At 61.3% G+C, this 16,635-nt stretch carries 13 protein-coding genes; 3 read left to right on the top strand and 10 right to left on the bottom strand.

Annotated elements, in window-relative coordinates:
- Positions 1–23 precede the first annotated feature (23 nt).
- From ACZ5V4_RS13925 to ACZ5V4_RS13915, 3 genes are read right to left on the bottom strand one after another with little or no spacing between them, the layout of a single operon-like run.
- Positions 24–1,238 (bottom strand): MFS transporter, encoded by a 1,215-nt coding sequence (locus ACZ5V4_RS13925; RefSeq protein ID WP_464315463.1) that lies wholly within the window; start codon positions 1,236–1,238, stop codon positions 24–26.
- Positions 1,235–2,344, bottom strand: coding sequence for a pyridoxal phosphate-dependent aminotransferase (locus tag ACZ5V4_RS13920; RefSeq protein WP_464315462.1), 1,110 nt, complete (start codon positions 2,342–2,344; stop codon positions 1,235–1,237). Before ACZ5V4_RS13920 ends, ACZ5V4_RS13925 begins: the two co-directional genes overlap by 4 nt.
- The gene (locus ACZ5V4_RS13915; RefSeq protein ID WP_464315461.1) at positions 2,328–3,644 is read right to left on the bottom strand and encodes a hypothetical protein; all 1,317 of its coding nucleotides are present in this window, start codon (positions 3,642–3,644) and stop codon (positions 2,328–2,330) included. Before ACZ5V4_RS13915 ends, ACZ5V4_RS13920 begins: the two co-directional genes overlap by 17 nt.
- 599 nt (positions 3,645–4,243) lie before the next feature.
- Between ACZ5V4_RS13915 and ACZ5V4_RS13910 the strand changes: the two genes are divergently transcribed.
- Entirely contained in the window at positions 4,244–7,510 is a 3,267-nt protein-coding gene (locus ACZ5V4_RS13910) for a PAS domain S-box protein (protein ID WP_464315460.1), read from the top strand.
- Positions 7,511–7,687: 177 nt separating this feature from the next.
- On the opposite strand, the gene ACZ5V4_RS13905 is transcribed toward ACZ5V4_RS13910, so the two are convergent.
- From ACZ5V4_RS13905 to ACZ5V4_RS13875, 7 genes are all read right to left on the bottom strand, one after another.
- The gene (locus ACZ5V4_RS13905; protein WP_464317836.1) at positions 7,688–8,011 is read right to left on the bottom strand and encodes a chemotaxis protein CheW; all 324 of its coding nucleotides are present in this window, start codon (positions 8,009–8,011) and stop codon (positions 7,688–7,690) included.
- Between the two features lie 72 nt (positions 8,012–8,083).
- Positions 8,084–9,922: a methyl-accepting chemotaxis protein gene (locus ACZ5V4_RS13900; protein WP_464315459.1), complete on the bottom strand. Its 1,839-nt coding sequence runs from the start codon at positions 9,920–9,922 to the stop codon at positions 8,084–8,086.
- A gap of 66 nt (positions 9,923–9,988) precedes the next feature.
- Positions 9,989–10,498 carry a chemotaxis protein CheW gene (locus ACZ5V4_RS13895; protein WP_464315458.1) on the bottom strand — a complete coding sequence of 170 codons (510 nt, stop codon included), beginning with the start codon at positions 10,496–10,498 and terminating at the stop codon, positions 9,989–9,991.
- Positions 10,495–10,773 carry a hypothetical protein gene (locus ACZ5V4_RS13890; protein ID WP_464315457.1) on the bottom strand — a complete coding sequence of 93 codons (279 nt, stop codon included), beginning with the start codon at positions 10,771–10,773 and terminating at the stop codon, positions 10,495–10,497. Before ACZ5V4_RS13890 ends, ACZ5V4_RS13895 begins: the two co-directional genes overlap by 4 nt.
- Before the next feature lie 11 nt (positions 10,774–10,784).
- The gene (locus ACZ5V4_RS13885; RefSeq protein ID WP_464315456.1) at positions 10,785–11,828 is read right to left on the bottom strand and encodes an HD domain-containing phosphohydrolase; all 1,044 of its coding nucleotides are present in this window, start codon (positions 11,826–11,828) and stop codon (positions 10,785–10,787) included.
- Between the two features lie 243 nt (positions 11,829–12,071).
- On the bottom strand, positions 12,072–13,460 hold the full coding sequence (locus tag ACZ5V4_RS13880; protein ID WP_464315455.1) for a sigma-54-dependent transcriptional regulator: 1,389 nt from the start codon (positions 13,458–13,460) through the stop codon (positions 12,072–12,074).
- Positions 13,457–13,834 (bottom strand): response regulator, encoded by a 378-nt coding sequence (locus ACZ5V4_RS13875; RefSeq protein ID WP_464315454.1) that lies wholly within the window; start codon positions 13,832–13,834, stop codon positions 13,457–13,459. Before ACZ5V4_RS13875 ends, ACZ5V4_RS13880 begins: the two co-directional genes overlap by 4 nt.
- 1,081 nt (positions 13,835–14,915) lie before the next feature.
- On the opposite strand from ACZ5V4_RS13875, the gene ACZ5V4_RS13870 reads away from it, so the two are divergent.
- Positions 14,916–15,203: a helix-turn-helix transcriptional regulator gene (locus ACZ5V4_RS13870; protein WP_464315453.1), complete on the top strand. Its 288-nt coding sequence runs from the start codon at positions 14,916–14,918 to the stop codon at positions 15,201–15,203.
- Positions 15,200–16,591 (top strand): hypothetical protein, encoded by a 1,392-nt coding sequence (locus tag ACZ5V4_RS13865; RefSeq protein ID WP_464315452.1) that lies wholly within the window; start codon positions 15,200–15,202, stop codon positions 16,589–16,591. Before ACZ5V4_RS13870 ends, ACZ5V4_RS13865 begins: the two co-directional genes overlap by 4 nt.
- Positions 16,592–16,635 lie beyond the last annotated feature (44 nt).

Raw genomic sequence — 16,635 nt, 5'->3', positions numbered from 1 at the left:
CAGCCCCTCGCGCCTCGCCGAAGTTATCCCTCAACCGCCCTTCTCCCCCTCCATTCCCTGACCGCCAGCGGCGCGGCCAGGGCCGCCGCCGCGCAGGCGCACGCCGCGCTTGCGCCGAAGAGCGGCGGGTATCCCCAGGCCCCGGCGAGCAGCGCTCCGCCCGCGAGGGGTCCGAGCGTGTACCCCGCGTCCATCATGAAGAGCATCAGGTTCATGTTCATGGGGCGAAGCGCGGGAGGCGATTCGAGGAACATGGCCGCGTTCAGGAGCGGCATGGCGATGCCCAGGCAGAACCCGTAGGCTCCGGCCAGCCAGAAAAAGGACGCTTCGCCGCTTGCGCGCGCGAACAAGGCCATGCAGGCGCCGAGCGCCAGAAGCGACAGCACGGCCAGCCCCCGCCGGGGCAGCCTGTCCACGAACGGGCCGGACAAAAGGCGCGCCGCGATGGAAGCCGCCGTGGACACGGTGAAGAAAAGCCCGGGATCGCCGATCCCCAGGGACACGGCGTAGGGTTTGATGAAGAAGAACACCTGCGTGGAGCCCGCGAAGACCAGGAGGTTCGCCGCCAGCAGCAGGACGATGGGGTGGCGGCCCAGATTCTCCCGAAGCTCGCCCAGCGAGGGCCGCCGCGCTTCGGCAGGCGGGAACGAGCCGCGCCCCATGCGCGCGCCCAGCGGAACGAGCATGGCCAGCGCGGGCAGGGTCAGGAGGGCGGTCCAGGCGTAGGCCTGGGCTTCTCCCCCGGCGAGCGTAAGCAGCCACTCGGTCAGCGGAGGCATGAGCGCGTAGGGCACGAGCGAGGACAGGGAAAACAGGCCGAAAGCCCGCCCGGCGAAACGCGGGGGCACCACCTTGGAAAGCAGGGTCACGACCGCGCTCACCAGGCACACGAAGGCCAGGCCGTGGAAAACGCGTACCACGAGAAGCCCGGGTATGCCCGTTGCGAACTGGTAGCACGGCAGGGCCACGCCGATGGCCGCGAGGGACAGGCGCGCCAGGGTCAGGGCCTGGCGGGGGGTGAGCCAGACGCTCAAAAACGGCCGCGCCAGAAAGGCGGCCAAAGGCTCGGCCGCGATGATGGTCCCGCGCCAGGCCGGGTCCACGCCGAGCTTTTCCAGGTAGCTGGCCAGGCCGTAGAACACGGCGATGTTGCAGAATCCCAGGCCCGCCGCCAGGGTGAGCACCAGGAAATCATAGCTGAACAGGCGCTCGGGCCTGCCCTCCGCGCCCGGGCTCATCGCTTGTCCAGGCTGTTGCGCAGGGCCTTCGCGAAGGCTTCCATGGCGGGCTCCCGGGCCAGCGTGACCCTGATCCAGTTGGGGAAGCGAAACCCGGTCATGGTGCGGATCATGACGCCCTGCTTCATGAGCAGGCGGTAGAGCAAGGTGTCCGGGACGGGCACGCGGGCCATGATGAAGTTGCCCGCTCCCGAGACGTGCTCGAGCCCCAGCGAGTCGAACACGGATTTCAGGTATTCCCCGGCCTGGGCGACCATGCGCCGGGTCGCCGCCACATGGCTCCCGTCGTCTCCCAGCGCCGCCCTGGCCGCCAACTGCCCCAGCGAGTTGACCGAGTAGACCAGGTGCGTGCGCCGGACGATGTCCACGGCTTCCAGGCCGCCGCACAGGTAGCCGACCCTGAGGGCGGCCAGCCCGTACATCTTGGAGAACGTCCGGAAGACCAGCACGTTGGGGTGGCGCTCCATCACCTCCATGCCGTCCGGGAAGTCCGGGGAGTCCACGAACTCCCGGTAGGCCTCGTCCAGCACGACCATGGCCCGTCCGCCGACGGCCCGCAGGAAGCGCTCCAGGGTGTCCCTGTCCCACCACGACCCCGTGGGGTTGTTGGGGTTGCACACGAACACCACCTTGGTCCTGCCGGTCATGGCCGCGAGCATGGCCCGCGGGTCCAGGGCGTAGTCCCGGAGGGGGACGAGGCGGGGCTCGATGCCGGAAAACGCCGCCACCCATTCGTAGACCGCGAAGGTCTTGTCCGCCGTGACGATGTCGTCGCCCGGCTGGCAGAAGGCCTTGATCACCGAGGTGATCACCTCGCAGGAGCCGTTGCCCACCAGGAAGCGCTCGGGATCCTTGCCGAAGGCTTCGCCCAGGGCCTGGCGCAGGAAGAAGCAGTCGCCGCTGGGATAGACCGCGCCCCGCTCGGGGGGGAACGCGGCCAGCACCTCCCGCGCGGCCGGGGGAGGGCCGAGGGCGTTCTCGTTGTTGTTCAGGCGGTAGAGGCGCTCCACGCCGTACTGGCGCATGAGGACGTCGTCCGGGCGGCTGGGGACGTAGCTCTCGAAGTTCAGGACGTGGGCGGGGACGAGGTCAGCGAGCTGGCGCATACTGGAACACCGCCACGTCCGAGCGGCCCGCGAAAGGGAGGACCAGCCTGGGCTTGAATCCGGCGTCCATGACCGGCCCGGCCAGGGAGGCTTCCCAGGCCTGGGACAGGTCCATGTACAGCAGGATGTTCAGAAAACCCTTGTCCGACAGGACGCGGACGTGGCCCGCGAGGTTGGCGGCCACGTCCTCGCCGTCCAGCAGGGGGCGCAGCACGGCCAGGCCCTTGCCCTTGTCCATGGCGGTGGAGAAGAGGGAACGCTTGCGCTCGCGGGGGCCGCCGGCCCCGAACGGCTGGGCCGGGAGCACGTCCCTGCACATGGCCATGCGGTCGTAGACTCCGCGCAGGAAGCCCTCCAGGGCCGGGTCGGCCCACACGGTCTCGCCCATGTCCTCGCGCAGGTGGCGGTAGAGCACGGGCTGCTCGGCCTGGCCTTCCCCGTCGTGGCGCGTCAGCGTGCCCAGGGACTCGAAGTACCCGTCCGGGGTGTCCTTGGTGGCCCGCTCGCTGAAAACGATCTCCACCTTCTCCCGGGCCACCGCCGCCAGGAATGCGTCCGTGAGCAGCCGGGGCACCTGGGGGGCGTCCTCTCGCGGGGCGAAGACGAACGGCCCGGAAAAGGAAAGCCCCTTTTCCCCGGACCGGGCCCAGCAGAGAAGCCCCGCGGGATGGGAGGCCTCGTCCAGGGCCAGGACGCAGGTGAACTGGCCCGCCTGGACCAGGTCGGCGAACTTGCCCGGGGTCTGGAAGCTGGCCGGGCAATGCCAGGCGGGATAGCGGGCAGCGGCCAAGGCGGCTGCGTGCATGAGCCGGTTCGGGTCGTGGTCGAGGCCCGCCCGGTAGGGAGGCTTGAAGGTGACGGTGGAGGGCGGGGCCTTGGCCGCCGGATAGGCCTTGTCCACCTCGGCGTGCAGCGTGAAGGAGGATTCCCCGTCGCGGGTGAGGCGGAAACGGTCCGCCACGCGCCCGGCCAGGATGAGCCCCAGATCGTTCGCGGCCTCTCCGGCTCCGTCCAGGGAGGTGGTGCAGCTGGCGTTGAGGGCCCCCAGGCAGAGCCCTGAGGCCTGGAACTGGAGGGATGCGCACACCTGGTACTGCTTTCCGGTGAGCACCGTGCTGATCACGCAGTCCTCGTGGGCCACCTGGGCCAAGTAGGTGAAGAATTCCTCCACCGCCAACTGAAAACGCATGCTCTCGCGCTTGCCCAGGCCGCGCGACAGGGCAAGCGCCTCTGCCGCCGTGGTCAGGACACGGGCGAAAGCGGCGTCTGGCGGCGTCGCGAGCGAGAGGACGTTGTCCATCAAGGATCCTTGTTTTCCTGATTTATGGAATCTGAAATCAGACCGCCCTGTGAATGGAGCGCCAGGGCCATGATCTCATCGGCCAATGGCGGAAAGACTGTGCGAGGCCACGCGAACATGTGGTCACGCTAGCAAATCGGCAAAGACATGGAAAGCGAGGAGTCCGGCGAGGGCCGCAAGGTGGTCTCCCTTGCGGATTCCGGCCTCCCACTGGAAGGGGCCGCGCTTGCGCAAGTCGCCGTGTCTCGCTTTTGTCCTGCTCCACTCTTCCCGGCAGAGGTGGAGCAAAATTGAAGTAAATAAATCAAACAGGCCGGTTTTCCTTCTTGGAAAACCGGCCTGGACTCGACTAGGACAACGAGAACAAGGGGGGGGACACCATCCCCTTGCCCCGGGAAGGCTGAAGTGGAGGATGCGATATCCGTAAACCGCCAACCAATCGCTTACAATTAAAATATTTTTGAATATTCGCAAATCGTTTCAACCACTCAATACGACCCGTTCCCAATGCATCACGACTTGCGATTAGCATACATTTTGCTTATCCAGACAATGTCTTCAACCCGCATTTAGATTCTCGACATAGGGATGGAGCTTGCGTGGCAACACCTCCGCACATCGATACGGCCTGGAGCATGTTATCCCTCCCGCCCTTTGACTGGTTTCCTGGCAATTTAATCCTGGCCTCTCTCGCCCTTGCCAGCGTTTGTGTCACCCTGGCCGCACTCCTGGCCTTGCTTTCAGTGCGCAAGCGCCATGCGAAGCAACTTGCGACAGTTGAAAGTGAGCACAACAAAACCCTCGAGCTGCAAAAGACGCTGCTCAAACGCGACGCATGCCTGCGCACCATCCTGAAGCACACCAACGCTATTTGTTTTATCCTCGACCATGACGGCACAGTACGGCTGTCCGAGGGCATGGGTCAGAACGTTCTCAAATGCCCGCAAGAAGAGAGCATCGGCAAGAAGTTTCATGACGCATATCCTGAGCTATCGGATTTGCAGGCATACCTCCAACAAAGCATGCAAGGAGAGACTGTTCAGGGTTTTGTCTCCTATTCCGGTGGCACGTTCAAGTTGCTGGCCACCCCCCTGACAGATGCAGAGGGCGAAAACGGCGGGGTGACAGGTATCCTGCTCGATGTCACCGAGCTTGAACAGGCACGCGTCCGCCTCACGGAACGCGAGACCATGTTCCGTTCGATTTTCGACAATGCTCCGTATTCCATGGTGATCCAGCGCATCTCCGATGGCGTACCAGTTGAGGCAAACCAGGCTTTCCTCAAGAGCATGGGCATAGCGCGCGCGGACCTGCTCCAATTTGACGTCACTGCCCTCGCAGATATCTCTGACGAGGAAGCTCGGGCCTTGCGGCACCACATTGCGGACCAGGGCGGCATGTTCGGACAAGAGGCGGCCATCCGCCGCCCCGGCGGCAGCATCGCCCATGTCCTCTACTCTTCGGTACCCATCACCTACTACGGCGAGCCCTGCCTGCTCAGCCTGACCGTGGACATCACACCGCAAAAGGAAGCCCTGCGCGCCATGATGGAAAGCGAGGAGAAGCTCCGAGCAATATTCAACAACGCGCCCCTCGGCATCTTCCGCTCGTCGTTCAGCGGAGGCATCGAGGAGGTCAACCCGGAGTTGGTCCGGATGCTCGGCTATGACGACAGAGAGGAGCTTCTCGCCGCCACGTCTCACTCCCCGTTTGCGGAACTACAACCGGGGAGCACATTTCTGGAACAACTGCTGGCCTCCCCGACGGGGGTCCGCAATGAAATGCTCCTCCACCTCAAGGACGGCAGCCAGCTGCCCGTCGTGATCAGCGCCTCGCTTCAACTCGACGCAGAGGGCCGCCCGGCCTGGATTCACGGCGTTCTGGAGGATCTTAGCAAGCGCAGAGAGCATGAACGCGAACTTCAAGTTTGGACACAGCGCTTCGAGATAGTGAACACAGCGGCGCGACACATTTTCTACGAATATGACCTTCGGTCAGGCAGCATGCTGTGGATCGGCGCAGTGCGAGAGGTACTGGGGTTCGAACTTCGGGAGCTAGACGGCCCTGTGCAGATATGGAAGGACCTGCTCCCCCCGGAAGATGCGCCGGAGGTTTTGCGGTGGCTGGAAGAGGTCTGCGCGCACGAAGGGAAATTCGACATTGAATACCGCCTGCGTCACAAGCACGGCCACTACGTCTACGTGCACGACAGCGGCGTAATTCAGACCGGAAATGATGGTCAACCGAGACGGATGCTGGGCATCATTCAGGACATTAGCGCCCGGAAGCAAGCGGAATTGGCCCTTGCCGCCAGCGAGGAGATGTACCGCACCCTCTTCGAATCCGCCCAGGACACCATCCTGGTAATGGACGGAGCGACCATCGTGGACTGCAACCCCAGCGCAACCGCCCTCATCGGTTGCACCCGAGAGGAAATGATCGGTCGGACCCCGGCAGATTTCTCCCCGCGGGTACAGGCCGATGGCGAGGAGACCACCCGGATGATGCATCGCATGCTTGAGCATGCCGAGGCCGGAGAGAGGCTGCGCTTCGAGTGGTTGTGCCAGAGGGTGGACGGCGGCATTACAGAGGTGGAGACCTCGCTGACGCCCATGAATGTGGGCGGCGCACGGTATTTGTTGTCCCTCACGCGGGATGTTTCCAAAAGCAAAGAGGCAGAACGCAACCTACGCCTCTCAGAAGAGAAGTTTTCCAAAATTTACAATCTAGCGCCCTATAGCATCTCCATCACGCGACTGAAGGACAGCGTCATTCTTGACGTGAACGCAGCCTTCGAAACCCTCACCGGGTACAGCCGGGCCGAGAGCATTGGCAATTCCGGAAACAACTTGCGTCTTTGGAATGACCCTGCGAGTCGAACTGTTTTTCTGGAACAGCTTCAACGCGATGGAACTGTATTGGACTATGAATTTATACTGCGCCGCAAGGACGGCACCCTTCGAAACGCACTGAACTCGTGCCAGTACATCGAGATCAATGGCGAACGCTGCTCTATGAACATCGTGCGCGACATCACGGAAATAAAGCTGGCGCAGCAGGCCATGGTGCAGACGGAGAAAATGATGTCTCTTGGCGGCCTGGCTGCTGGCATGGCCCATGAGATCAACAACCCCCTCGGAATCATAGCTCAGTCAGTGCAGGGCGTGCAGCGTCGACTCGACCCCTCCCTGCCGGCCAACCTGGAGGTAGCCCAAGCCCTAGGCCTGAACATGGAGGTAACCCACGAATACATGCGACGCCGGAACATTCTCCGTTACCTGGAAGGAATTCGAGAAGCTAACGAGCGGGCCACAGGCATCGTGCGAAACATGCTCAGCTTCAGCCGCAAGAGCGACTCCGGCTTCGTGGACCAGGACGTATCCGAACTGGTGCGCCAAGCTGTCTCCCTGGCGGAGAAGGATTACGACCTCAAAAAGAAATACGACTTCCGCCGGATCACTGTTCACTTGGAGCTCTCGGACACGCTCCCTTCCATTCCCTGCATCCCTTCCGAGATCGGACAAGTCCTCCTAAACCTGCTCCGAAACGCTGCCCAAGCATTGGCTGAAGCTGGAACCGTGGACCCGGCCATCACGGTACGTGCGGCCAGGGAGGGCAGCGAGGCCATGCTCCAGGTGGCGGACAACGGCCCAGGTATCCCGGCCGGCCTGCTCAACAGGGTGTTCGAGCCCTTCTACACCACTAAAAAGGTAGGCGAGGGCACAGGCCTGGGGCTGTCCGTAAGCTATTTCATCATCACCACCACCCACCGGGGCAAGATGAGCGCGGACTCCAAACCCGGCCGAGGCACATGCTTCACTATCCTGCTGCCGCTGAAACGGCCGAGCAGCTCGGCCATTCAATAACTGCAAGCCCCGCCCAGAACACGGCTTGAGCAGCTTGACGATGTTGACCTCATGGAATTTGGCTTCGGCAAAGGTGACCACGCCCGGGAGAGAGCCGTCACGATCTATGCCCGCGTGCACCTTGATGCCGCCCTTGGCTATTCGAAATTTGGCCCAAGCAGCATGAGAAACCGGCCTTCAAACCAACCCCTTGATATATTCGGACCCTAGGCTTGTCACCACCGCCGGCTGGTGCTCCACCGTGCCGGAGTTGGCCCTGGGCACTTCGGACACTTCGTCAACCACGAAGCCCACAATTACCTCCCTGGGCTCAATGACGACGCCTCGAGTCATCTGGCCATGCGGCCGGGCTCCCCTCCCGAACCGCGTATAGAGGGCCAAGATCGGGATGACTTTGCCGCGCAGATCAATCACCCCTTCCACGAATTCCGGGGCGCGGAGGCCCCTGCTCTCCCCATGGTCCCGACGGTCTCCTGGACCTTGAAGATGTCCACGCCAAATGCCTCGCCCGAGATGTTGAACGCGGCTGGTTGAAGAAGAGCGTCGCCGGCGTCCATCGTGGGCTGCGCCATATCAGGCGCCGCGGGCCAAACGGGGCAACGCTCCCGCCATGGGCGTGGCGCCCGGCAGGGAAGCCCCCTCGACCCCTTCGTTCTTCATCTGGTCGATGAGCCGCTTGAGCACCTGGGCCTGGTTGGCGAGTTCCCCGACCGCTTGGGAGGATTGGCGCATGGCGTTGGAGGTTTCCGAGGCGATCCGGTTCACGTCCTCGATGCTGTGACTTATCTCCTCGCTTGCGGACGACTGTTGTTCCGATGCCGTGGCGATGGACCGAACCTGATCCGAGGTCGACTGAACGATGTCGACGATCCGCGAAAGGGCTTGCCCCGCCTTGGCTGCAAGCGACGAGCTATCCTGCACGACGGCGGCCGCCTGCCCCATGGCTTCGACGCTGCTACGCGTGCCGTGCTGAATCGCGTTGATGGCTTCGCCAACCTCTCGCGTGGCAGTCATGGTCTTTTCGGCGAGTTTGCGCACCTCGTCGGCCACGACCGCGAACCCGCGTCCGGCCTCGCCGGCCCGCGCTGCCTCGATGGCGGCGTTCAAGGCTAGCAGGTTGGTCTGGTCGGCAATGTCCGAAATGACGGTCATGATGCGCCCGATGTCCTCGGCCTGCCTGCCCAGTTCGCCCAAACTCATGGACATGGCGCCCGCGGAGCTGCTCACCTGCCCGATGCTGGCGATGACGTTCCTGACGATGAGCCCGCCGCCTTCGGCCTCCTTGCGGGCGGTGTCGGCGCTTTCCGCCGCCTGAGCCGCATTCCTGGCCACCTCGAGAACGGTGGAGTTCATCTCTTCAACGGCGGTAGCCGTTTCGGCAACCCTGCGAGCCTGCTCTTCTGCGCCACGGCTGGACTGCTCCACCTGGGCGGAAAGTTCCTCGGACGCGGAGGAGACGATCTCCACGACATCCTCAAGTTGACCGGCTGCCTGGATCATGCCTTCGGCCTTGGCCCGTTCCGCCCTGGTCTTGGCCTCATTGGCCTCGTCCGTGGCGATCTGCGCCAGCCGGGCCTGCTCTGCGGCGTCTGCGGTCTTCTGTTCGGCTTCGGCGATCTTGGCTTTCATGGTCTTCACCATGTCCTGCATGACTGCGTAAACTCCGCCCTGGCGCTTCTGGGCGCGGAAGGCCACGTCCAGGTCGCCGCTGGCGATCTTGCCCGCCACATCTCCCAAATAGCCAGGATCCTCGCCAAGTTGGGCGGTGACGCTGGATGTAAGCATAAGCCCGAGGCCGATGGAGACGATGAAGGACAGGGCCATGATGACCAGCATCATGTTCGTAGCTCTGTGGGCGCTGGCGGTGTTGCCTTCGGCGATCAGCCTGCCTTGCTTCTCGTTCTCCTTCATGAGCGCATCAATGCTCTCCTGATATTCGCGGGCACTGGCGCGCCCATCGGTCGCAAGCAACTCTGCGGCTTCGTCCATTTTCCCCGCAGTCGCTATTGCAATAACCTTGTCGAGAACTGTGATGTACCCATGACGATGTTCCAGCAATTTCTTATACAAGAAGCGCTCATCATCGCTGCTCAGGGTTGCTTCGAACTTGGACAAGCTTTCGCCAATGGCCGCCCGGAACTGCTTTATCCTGTCCACATATCCATTGAACGCCGCCATGTCTTTCGCGTTCACAGCCTCCATGGCGTTTGCACGGATGCGCTGCATGTTGACGGCGACCGAGGCTATCTGCCCCAGGGGCACCATATTCTGTTCGTAGAGCCTAGTGCCGTTGTCATCCATCTGGTGCATCTCCATGCTGCCATAAGTGCCTACTACGAGAGTGAGCAGCGAGACGACAAAAAAACTTACGATTAATTTAGTGCGGAGCTTCAGGTTACGCAGGATGTTCATGGTGGCCTCCTCTGGCTGATGTATTGTTGATGCACCGACCCTCATGCCCGGCGCAACCTATTCCTGCTATTGATGGATTGATGGTTGTTTGCGGAATGCGTCCATCTCTTCCACAGTCAGCATCTGACCGGAGTCGAGCAGCATGAGCAAGCGGCCGTCTCGCTCCGCCCCCAGTCGTCCCACCCCACGGATGAACTTTGAGTCCACCCCGGAAATCACGGCCGGGGGCACATCGACCATACTGGCGGGCAGCCTCAGCACCTCGGACACGGAATCCACCTGGCAGCCAATGACCCCGTTCTCCAGGGCGAAAACCACAATTCGCGTCTGCGTGTCCGGGTCCTTGGGAGCGAGGCCGAAGCGTTTGCGCATGTCGATGATGGGGATGACCTTGCCGCGCAGGTTCAAAATGCCCTCCACAAAGACCGGTGTGCTGGGCACCTTAGTCAGGCCCGTATGGCGGATGATCTCCTGCACGGAGAGGATGTCCACTCCATATTCCTCCTCAGCCACCTTGAATGTGACGAGTTGGAGCAGGGAATCCGTGGTGCCGCTGATGTTTGCTTCGACGTTCATGCGGCCTCCTTCCCGGCCTCGTGGCCGATACTCCTGTCTAAGATGCAGGAGGCATGGCCGGGGTTCTGGCCGTCCATGACAAAGACCAGACCCAGCAGGCAGCGCTCGACGAAGCGGAGCAGATTCTCCGCATGGGTGCCCCGCCCCATGCGGGTTCCCTTTGCGCCGAAGGAGATGAACCCGGACCGATGCTCAGCCCTGCCTGCCAGACGGAGAGTCAGATTGTCGCCGTTGGCAAATAGGCTGAACTGGAGTGCGACGTGTTGTGGATTCATGTTCTTTTCCTTCAGGGCTGTTGCTTTAAAATGATCTTCCTGAATGCGTCGACGCATTTCGGGCAGAAATGAGTGCCTGCGTTCTTGAGGATGTGGCTGGCGGCATCGACGGGGCCCAGCCCAGCCCGGTAGGGACGATCGGAACAGAGAGCTTCGTAGACATCGGCCACGGCGAGGATGCGTGCTTCCAGGAGGATGCCCTCGCCTGCCAGCCCTTTGGGATAGCCCGTGCCGTCGTAACGCTCGTGGTGCTGCAGAACCACGTCGGGCACAGGGCCGTCGAAGGGGATGTTGCACAGGATGCGATAGCCGCAGGTGACGTGGCTGCGAATCTCCTCGAATTCGTCGGAACTCAAAGCGCTACGCTTGTTCAGGATTGTCTCGGAGACGCCGATTTTGCCGATGTCGTGCAGAAGTCCTGCCAGCATGAGCACCTCCTGCTCCTGCTCCCCCAGGCCCATTGCGATGCCGATGTCCACGGAAATGCGGGCAACGCGCTCGTTGTGTCCGGCCGTGTAGGGATCCTTCTCACGCAGGGCGAGGTTCAGAGAACTGATACTCGTTTTGAGCGTCGCCTCCAGGCGCTGCACCGTGTCCTGGTGGTTACTGGACCAGCTTTGCAGTTCACGCTCCAACTCGTGAACCCTGCTCTCCAGACGCAGCAGATACTGGCTGGCGTTCCGGCGTTCCCGGGCCTTGTCGAGCATCCTCTCCACCGTCTGCCCCAGGAGAGGCATGTCCTTGAGAGGCTTGGACAGGTAATCCCAGGCTCCCAGGCGCATGGTCCTCACGGCATCGTCCAGAGTGCCGGTGCCGGAGATGATGACAACTGGAGTCTCCGGTGCCTCTTCGGCCAAGTGCGTCACGACAAGGAAACCATCCCCGTCGGGCATGCGCAGGTCCGAGAGCACAATGTCTGGCCGATGCCTCCGGAACAGCGCCAGCCCTTCTGTCCCGCTGGAGGCCTCCAGCACTTCGTGCCCCATGTCTCCCAGATAGTCGCTGGTGATCAGGCGCAAAAGTGGCTCGTCGTCGATGCACAGAATCTTCGCCATGCCGGACCCTCCTTGGGTGGCAGTCTCACCCCGAAGTAGTCAAGAGCCGTGCCAGCATGGCTTTATTGTTTAAAGTAAGGTGTTTAAATAACGTTTTGCTCGCAAGTCCGGGCGACGCAAAAGGAGACCGCAACGGGTTTATTGGGCGGGATGCCGGGCAATGGTGGGTACAGTGAATAGAAACAGGGACTTAACGTGCAATCAAGAAATCTTGAGACAATCAGGAAAACTTGATCGGATCGTTCAGCCGCGCTTCAAACGTTCGCTCAAAGCCTGGGGACTTATACCCAGGAGAGCGGCTGCAGCCTTCTGCACGCCCCCGGCGCGGCGCATGGCCTCGGCCACCAGGGCGTCTGCAGCGGCACGGAGACTGGGCAGGACGGGCAGTTCGGCGAATGGAGTTTTGCAGGTGACATACTGGAGTTCTGGTTCAGGCAGGGCGGCAAGGGCGGGAAAGGCCTCCGGCCCGAGGGAGCCATCGGTGCTGCGGCTAAGGGCGTCGTGGGCCATGGCCTTCAGCTCGCGAACGTTTCCGGGGAATGGGTAGGCCTTTAGCTGAACAAGCAGGCGGGGCTGACAGTCCGGCACAGGCCGCCCCAGATGGGTACAGGCCTGGACCAGGAAATGTCGAAGCAACAGCGGGATGTCCTCGAGCCGTTCCCGCAGAGGGGGCAGGTCCACGGTATGTGTGGCTAGTCGGTAAAAGAAGTCGCTACGGAAATCCGGATCACCGCGCAGCACTGCGAGCCGTCGGTTGGTGGCTGCCAGGATGCGTGCCCGCAGAGGATGGAGGCAGTCGCTGCCGAGGGGATGGTATTCGCGCTCTTGGAGCACACGCAGCAAGCGTATCTGTGCCTGCTGGCCCAAGTCGCCCACCTCGTCTAAAAAAATGGTTCCCCCGGCGGCCTTCTGCAAGAGTCCCTCGCGAGGCCGGTCGGCCCCGGTGAAGGCTCCCCGCACATGGCCGAAAAGCGTGTCCGAGAAGGCTTGGTCGTCCAACCCGGCCAAGTTAACTGCCACAAAGGGTCCGCTGCAGCGACTGGAGCGGTGCAGGGCCCGGGCCAGCAGTTCTTTGCCTACACCTGTCTCCCCGGTGATGAGCACCGGCTCCGAACTTTGAGCCACGGCCTCGCAGTAGCGAAATATGTCGCGCATGCGCGTGCTCGCAGTGAGTATCTGCGCGAAATCCTCCGGCCGCCGCGGCCCTTCGGCCAGAAAGGAACGCGAAAGCATGGCGTTGCCGCGCTTGAGTGCGCTTCGCTCCAAGGCGCGATCCACAGCGTGGTCCAGGATGGCCATATCAGAGACAGGCTTCTGCAGATAATCGAAGGCACCGGCACGCAGGGCCCTGATGACGTCGTCCATCTGCCCCTGGCCGGAAACAATGATTACCGGGACGTCGAGGTCTTCCTGGCGGATTGCGGCGAGAACTGCGTGTCCGTCCATGGGGGCCATGCGCAAATCCAGCGTGATGAGGGCGGGACGCCGGCTCCGGAAAAGGTCGAGTCCGGTCTGGCCGTTGTCGGCCTCCAACACCTCAAAGCCCCGGTCGCGCAAGTGGTCGCCCAGGGTGAGTCTCAACATGGGCTCGTCCTCGATGATCAGGATGCTTATCGAGGCAGGATCGCTCATTCCGCTCGGCCTATGAGATCGAGAATATCCGAAAAAACCTGCATCCTCTCCACGGGTTTGCTGAGCACGGCCATTACCCGGCCACCCACGAGTTCCTGCCCCATATTGCCGTTTGCGTATTCGAGGGAGCCAGTATGGATGATATAGCGCAGTTCCGGCCTTAAAAGGCTTGCTTGTTTGATGAACGTATTCCCGTCGATACTTGGCAGGCGAAGGTCGACAATTGCCAAAGTAAAATTGTTCGCGCGCAATTCCTCAAGAGCTGCGGCCCCATCCCTGCACGAGACAACATGATGCCCCATATCCACGAGATAGTCTGCAAGGGTCTCGCAGATGCGCTCCTCATCATCGAGAATAAGTATGGCGTGCCGCATCAGACCTACTCCATGCCAAATATCAAATCAGAAGGCTCACCCCCAAAAGCAATGTATAGCAAACTAATGTGACAGGCAAGCACTCCACGAGCCATCAGGATGCATGACGAATATATCAACTGTTGTTTTCGAAAATTAACTAAAAACCAAAAAACAATTACATCAACCCCAGACATAGCACGTCATCAGATAGCTCCAATGCACGTTTTATACCTTAACCACTCCTCATCCCTGCCAGCCTGTCCGCCAACCGCGCAGTCCGCAGGTGCGTATACCTCGCCAGCTCCTGAAGGCCCTTGTGCCCTGCGGCAGAAGGCGGAGCAAAATTGGAACAAAAAATCAAACAAGCCGACTTTCCGCCTTGGAAAATCGGCCTGTTTATCGCGTAAGTTACTCAAACTTGGTGCCCGAGGCCGGACTCGAACCGGCACGACCCTCACGGATCAAGGGATTTTAAGTTGCTGAAATCGTTCAATCTTATCCAATACTTACCACGAACAATCAAGTATTATCAGGTGGTTGAGTGTTCATGAGTTTTCACGAAAAATCACGGTTTTTCAGTCCGAGTGGAGCAAATTTGGAGCAAAAAAACGCTTCAATCTGACCGTCCGCCCTGGGCCGATTTACCGGATGAGACGCGCCCCCTGCAAAGCTTCCACTGGAGTTGCCCCGATAAACCGGACACCCCGCAGCTGCTGACATGCGGATGAACTCCCAGGGCGATAGCTCCCGCATCCCCGAGACCTGCTTCCCGAAACCCCTCCTTACCTCCGGGCAGATGAGCCTGGCAAGCAAAGCTGCCAGATTCAATGCCACCCTCGCCGACCAATATTTCTCACATTTTTTCGAGCCCAGTTGCCGTGTTGTGAAACAATCAGGCAATTTGATACGATGCAACGAGTCTACATGGAGTTATATTGGGACATGGTGCTGCAAGCTGAATCATATTGGACCACGTTGGTCCATGCCGAATCATATTGGCACATGTTGGATCGGAAATTATTTCCGCAACTTGACAAAATTCAACGACGTGCGTTTATGCCTCCTCATTCATTCGCTTCACAACAAATGAGGAGTATCCATGGTCACCCAACGTTTTTACAACATCGAAGAGCTGTCCACCATCCTGGGCAAAAGCATCGCGGCGGTCCATGGGCATCTCGCCCGAAAGCAGTATGACGCGGTTCCTCCCCCCATGAAGTTGGGCCGCCGCCTGGCTTGGCTGGTGGAAGCCGTTGATGCGTGGATCGATGCCAAGGCCGCCCAGGCCGACATCAAGGCGAACGTCGAAGGAGGTCACTCTGTGCCCCCTGTCAGGCGTCGCGGCAGGCCGACAAAAACGGAACAGAGGGCCAGGGGTGGGAAATGAGCGGCAGGTCCGCTGTGCGCTCGCTCCCTTGTTCGCATCAAGAGGCAGCTCCGGATGATTTGGTCAACCTCAACCTCAAGGAATGGCCTCGGTTCTCGTTTGACGCTTGCCCGGGCATTCTGGGGGAATTCGTGCGGCTGGCAACACGCGACAGCGAAGCCGATCCGGCGGCGGTGTGCATCACCGCGTTAGTACGCTTTGGCGCGGAGGTGTATGGCCACACGACCAACCTGGGACCTCACATCTACGTGGGCGAGACCATCCACCCTCCGCGCCTCTTCGCCGTGATCTGCGGCAATTCCAGCAAGGCGCGCAAGGGTACGTCCCGACATCCAGTCACCAAGCTGTTTGGGCGGGAGCACTGCCAGCCTGCCGATCTAAAAGCATGGGGAGTGCCATCGCCAGCCCGGGAGAGCGGCGGCCCGCTTTCCACAGGCGAAGGGTTAGCCAACCATGTGCGCGACGAGAGCGATGATGAACGCGATCGGCGGCAGCGTCAGAACCCAACCGAGCCCGTCCGGGAGGCGGACGACAAACGACTCGTCATCATGGACGAGGAGTTTGCCAGCGGCCTGGCCTGCACCAAGCGCGAGGGCAACACGCTTTCCATGGGCATCCGTTGTTTCTGGGATTCCGGCGACTATGCGCCGCTAACCAAAAACAATCCCGTGGTGGTGCGGGGAGCGCACATCAGCATCATCACCCACATCACCATGCAGGAACTTGCCGTGTGCCTGGGCGAGGTGCAGGCCGTGAACGGCTTCGGCAACCGATTCCTCTGGATATGCGCCCGGCGCTCCAAGTTGGTGGCTTTGCCATCCCGGATGCCAGACCAGGAGCTTGCACCCTTGCAGCGTGAACTCTGGCGGCTCGTGGGCCTGGCTCAGAAATGCGGAACCATGACCATGACAGGCAAGGCCCTTGAGCTTTGGGAACTGATTTACCCGGAACTCTCCCAGGAACACATGGGCCTGGCCGGGAGCATCATCAACCGTGCCGAGGCCCAGACGCTCCGTCTGGCGCTCGTCTACGCCCTGTTGGACGGCCAAGGTCAGGTGGCGGACGCTCACCTGCACGCAGCCCTCGCCATGTGGCGCTACGCCCAGGAGTCCGCCCTGTACATCTTCGGGGAACGAGCAATCGATCCGCTGGAGGAGAAGGTCCTGGAAGCCCTGAAGAGCGGCCCACTCTCGTCGACCGAACTCAGCGCAGTCTTGAGCAGGCATGTGTCCCGCGAACGTCTCCAGCCGCTTCTGCAACAACTGGAGGCCCAACAGCGCATCAGCGTCACGAAACAGAAGAACGGAGGCCGTCCACGGATCATCATCACGCTACGCGAATTAAGCGAAAAAAGCGAAGAAAGCGATCAAAGCGGTAGCGGCGCATGAGACTTATTTCGCTTTTTTCGCTTGTTTCGCCCGGGTGGAGTTGT

Source organism: Fundidesulfovibrio sp. YSD1, assembly GCF_055397115.1.
This window is presented reverse-complemented; position numbering and strand designations above follow the sequence as displayed.

What these genes read in the sequence shown, in the direction of transcription:
- ACZ5V4_RS13875 (WP_464315454.1), bottom strand. Translation starts at nt 13,834, where the DNA reads ATGCGGCACGCCATACTTATTCTCGATGATGAGGAGCGCATCTGCGAG.
- ACZ5V4_RS13925 (WP_464315463.1), bottom strand. Translation starts at nt 1,238, where the DNA reads ATGAGCCCGGGCGCGGAGGGCAGGCCCGAGCGCCTGTTCAGCTATGAT.
- ACZ5V4_RS13885 (WP_464315456.1), bottom strand. Translation starts at nt 11,828, where the DNA reads ATGGCGAAGATTCTGTGCATCGACGACGAGCCACTTTTGCGCCTGATC.
- ACZ5V4_RS13895 (WP_464315458.1), bottom strand. Translation starts at nt 10,498, where the DNA reads ATGAACGTCGAAGCAAACATCAGCGGCACCACGGATTCCCTGCTCCAA.
- ACZ5V4_RS13920 (WP_464315462.1), bottom strand. Translation starts at nt 2,344, where the DNA reads ATGCGCCAGCTCGCTGACCTCGTCCCCGCCCACGTCCTGAACTTCGAG.
- ACZ5V4_RS13900 (WP_464315459.1), bottom strand. Translation starts at nt 9,922, where the DNA reads ATGAACATCCTGCGTAACCTGAAGCTCCGCACTAAATTAATCGTAAGT.
- ACZ5V4_RS13890 (WP_464315457.1), bottom strand. Translation starts at nt 10,773, where the DNA reads ATGAATCCACAACACGTCGCACTCCAGTTCAGCCTATTTGCCAACGGC.
- ACZ5V4_RS13880 (WP_464315455.1), bottom strand. Translation starts at nt 13,460, where the DNA reads ATGAGCGATCCTGCCTCGATAAGCATCCTGATCATCGAGGACGAGCCC.
- ACZ5V4_RS13870 (WP_464315453.1), top strand. Translation starts at nt 14,916, where the DNA reads ATGGTCACCCAACGTTTTTACAACATCGAAGAGCTGTCCACCATCCTG.
- ACZ5V4_RS13915 (WP_464315461.1), bottom strand. Translation starts at nt 3,644, where the DNA reads ATGGACAACGTCCTCTCGCTCGCGACGCCGCCAGACGCCGCTTTCGCC.
- ACZ5V4_RS13865 (WP_464315452.1), top strand. Translation starts at nt 15,200, where the DNA reads ATGAGCGGCAGGTCCGCTGTGCGCTCGCTCCCTTGTTCGCATCAAGAG.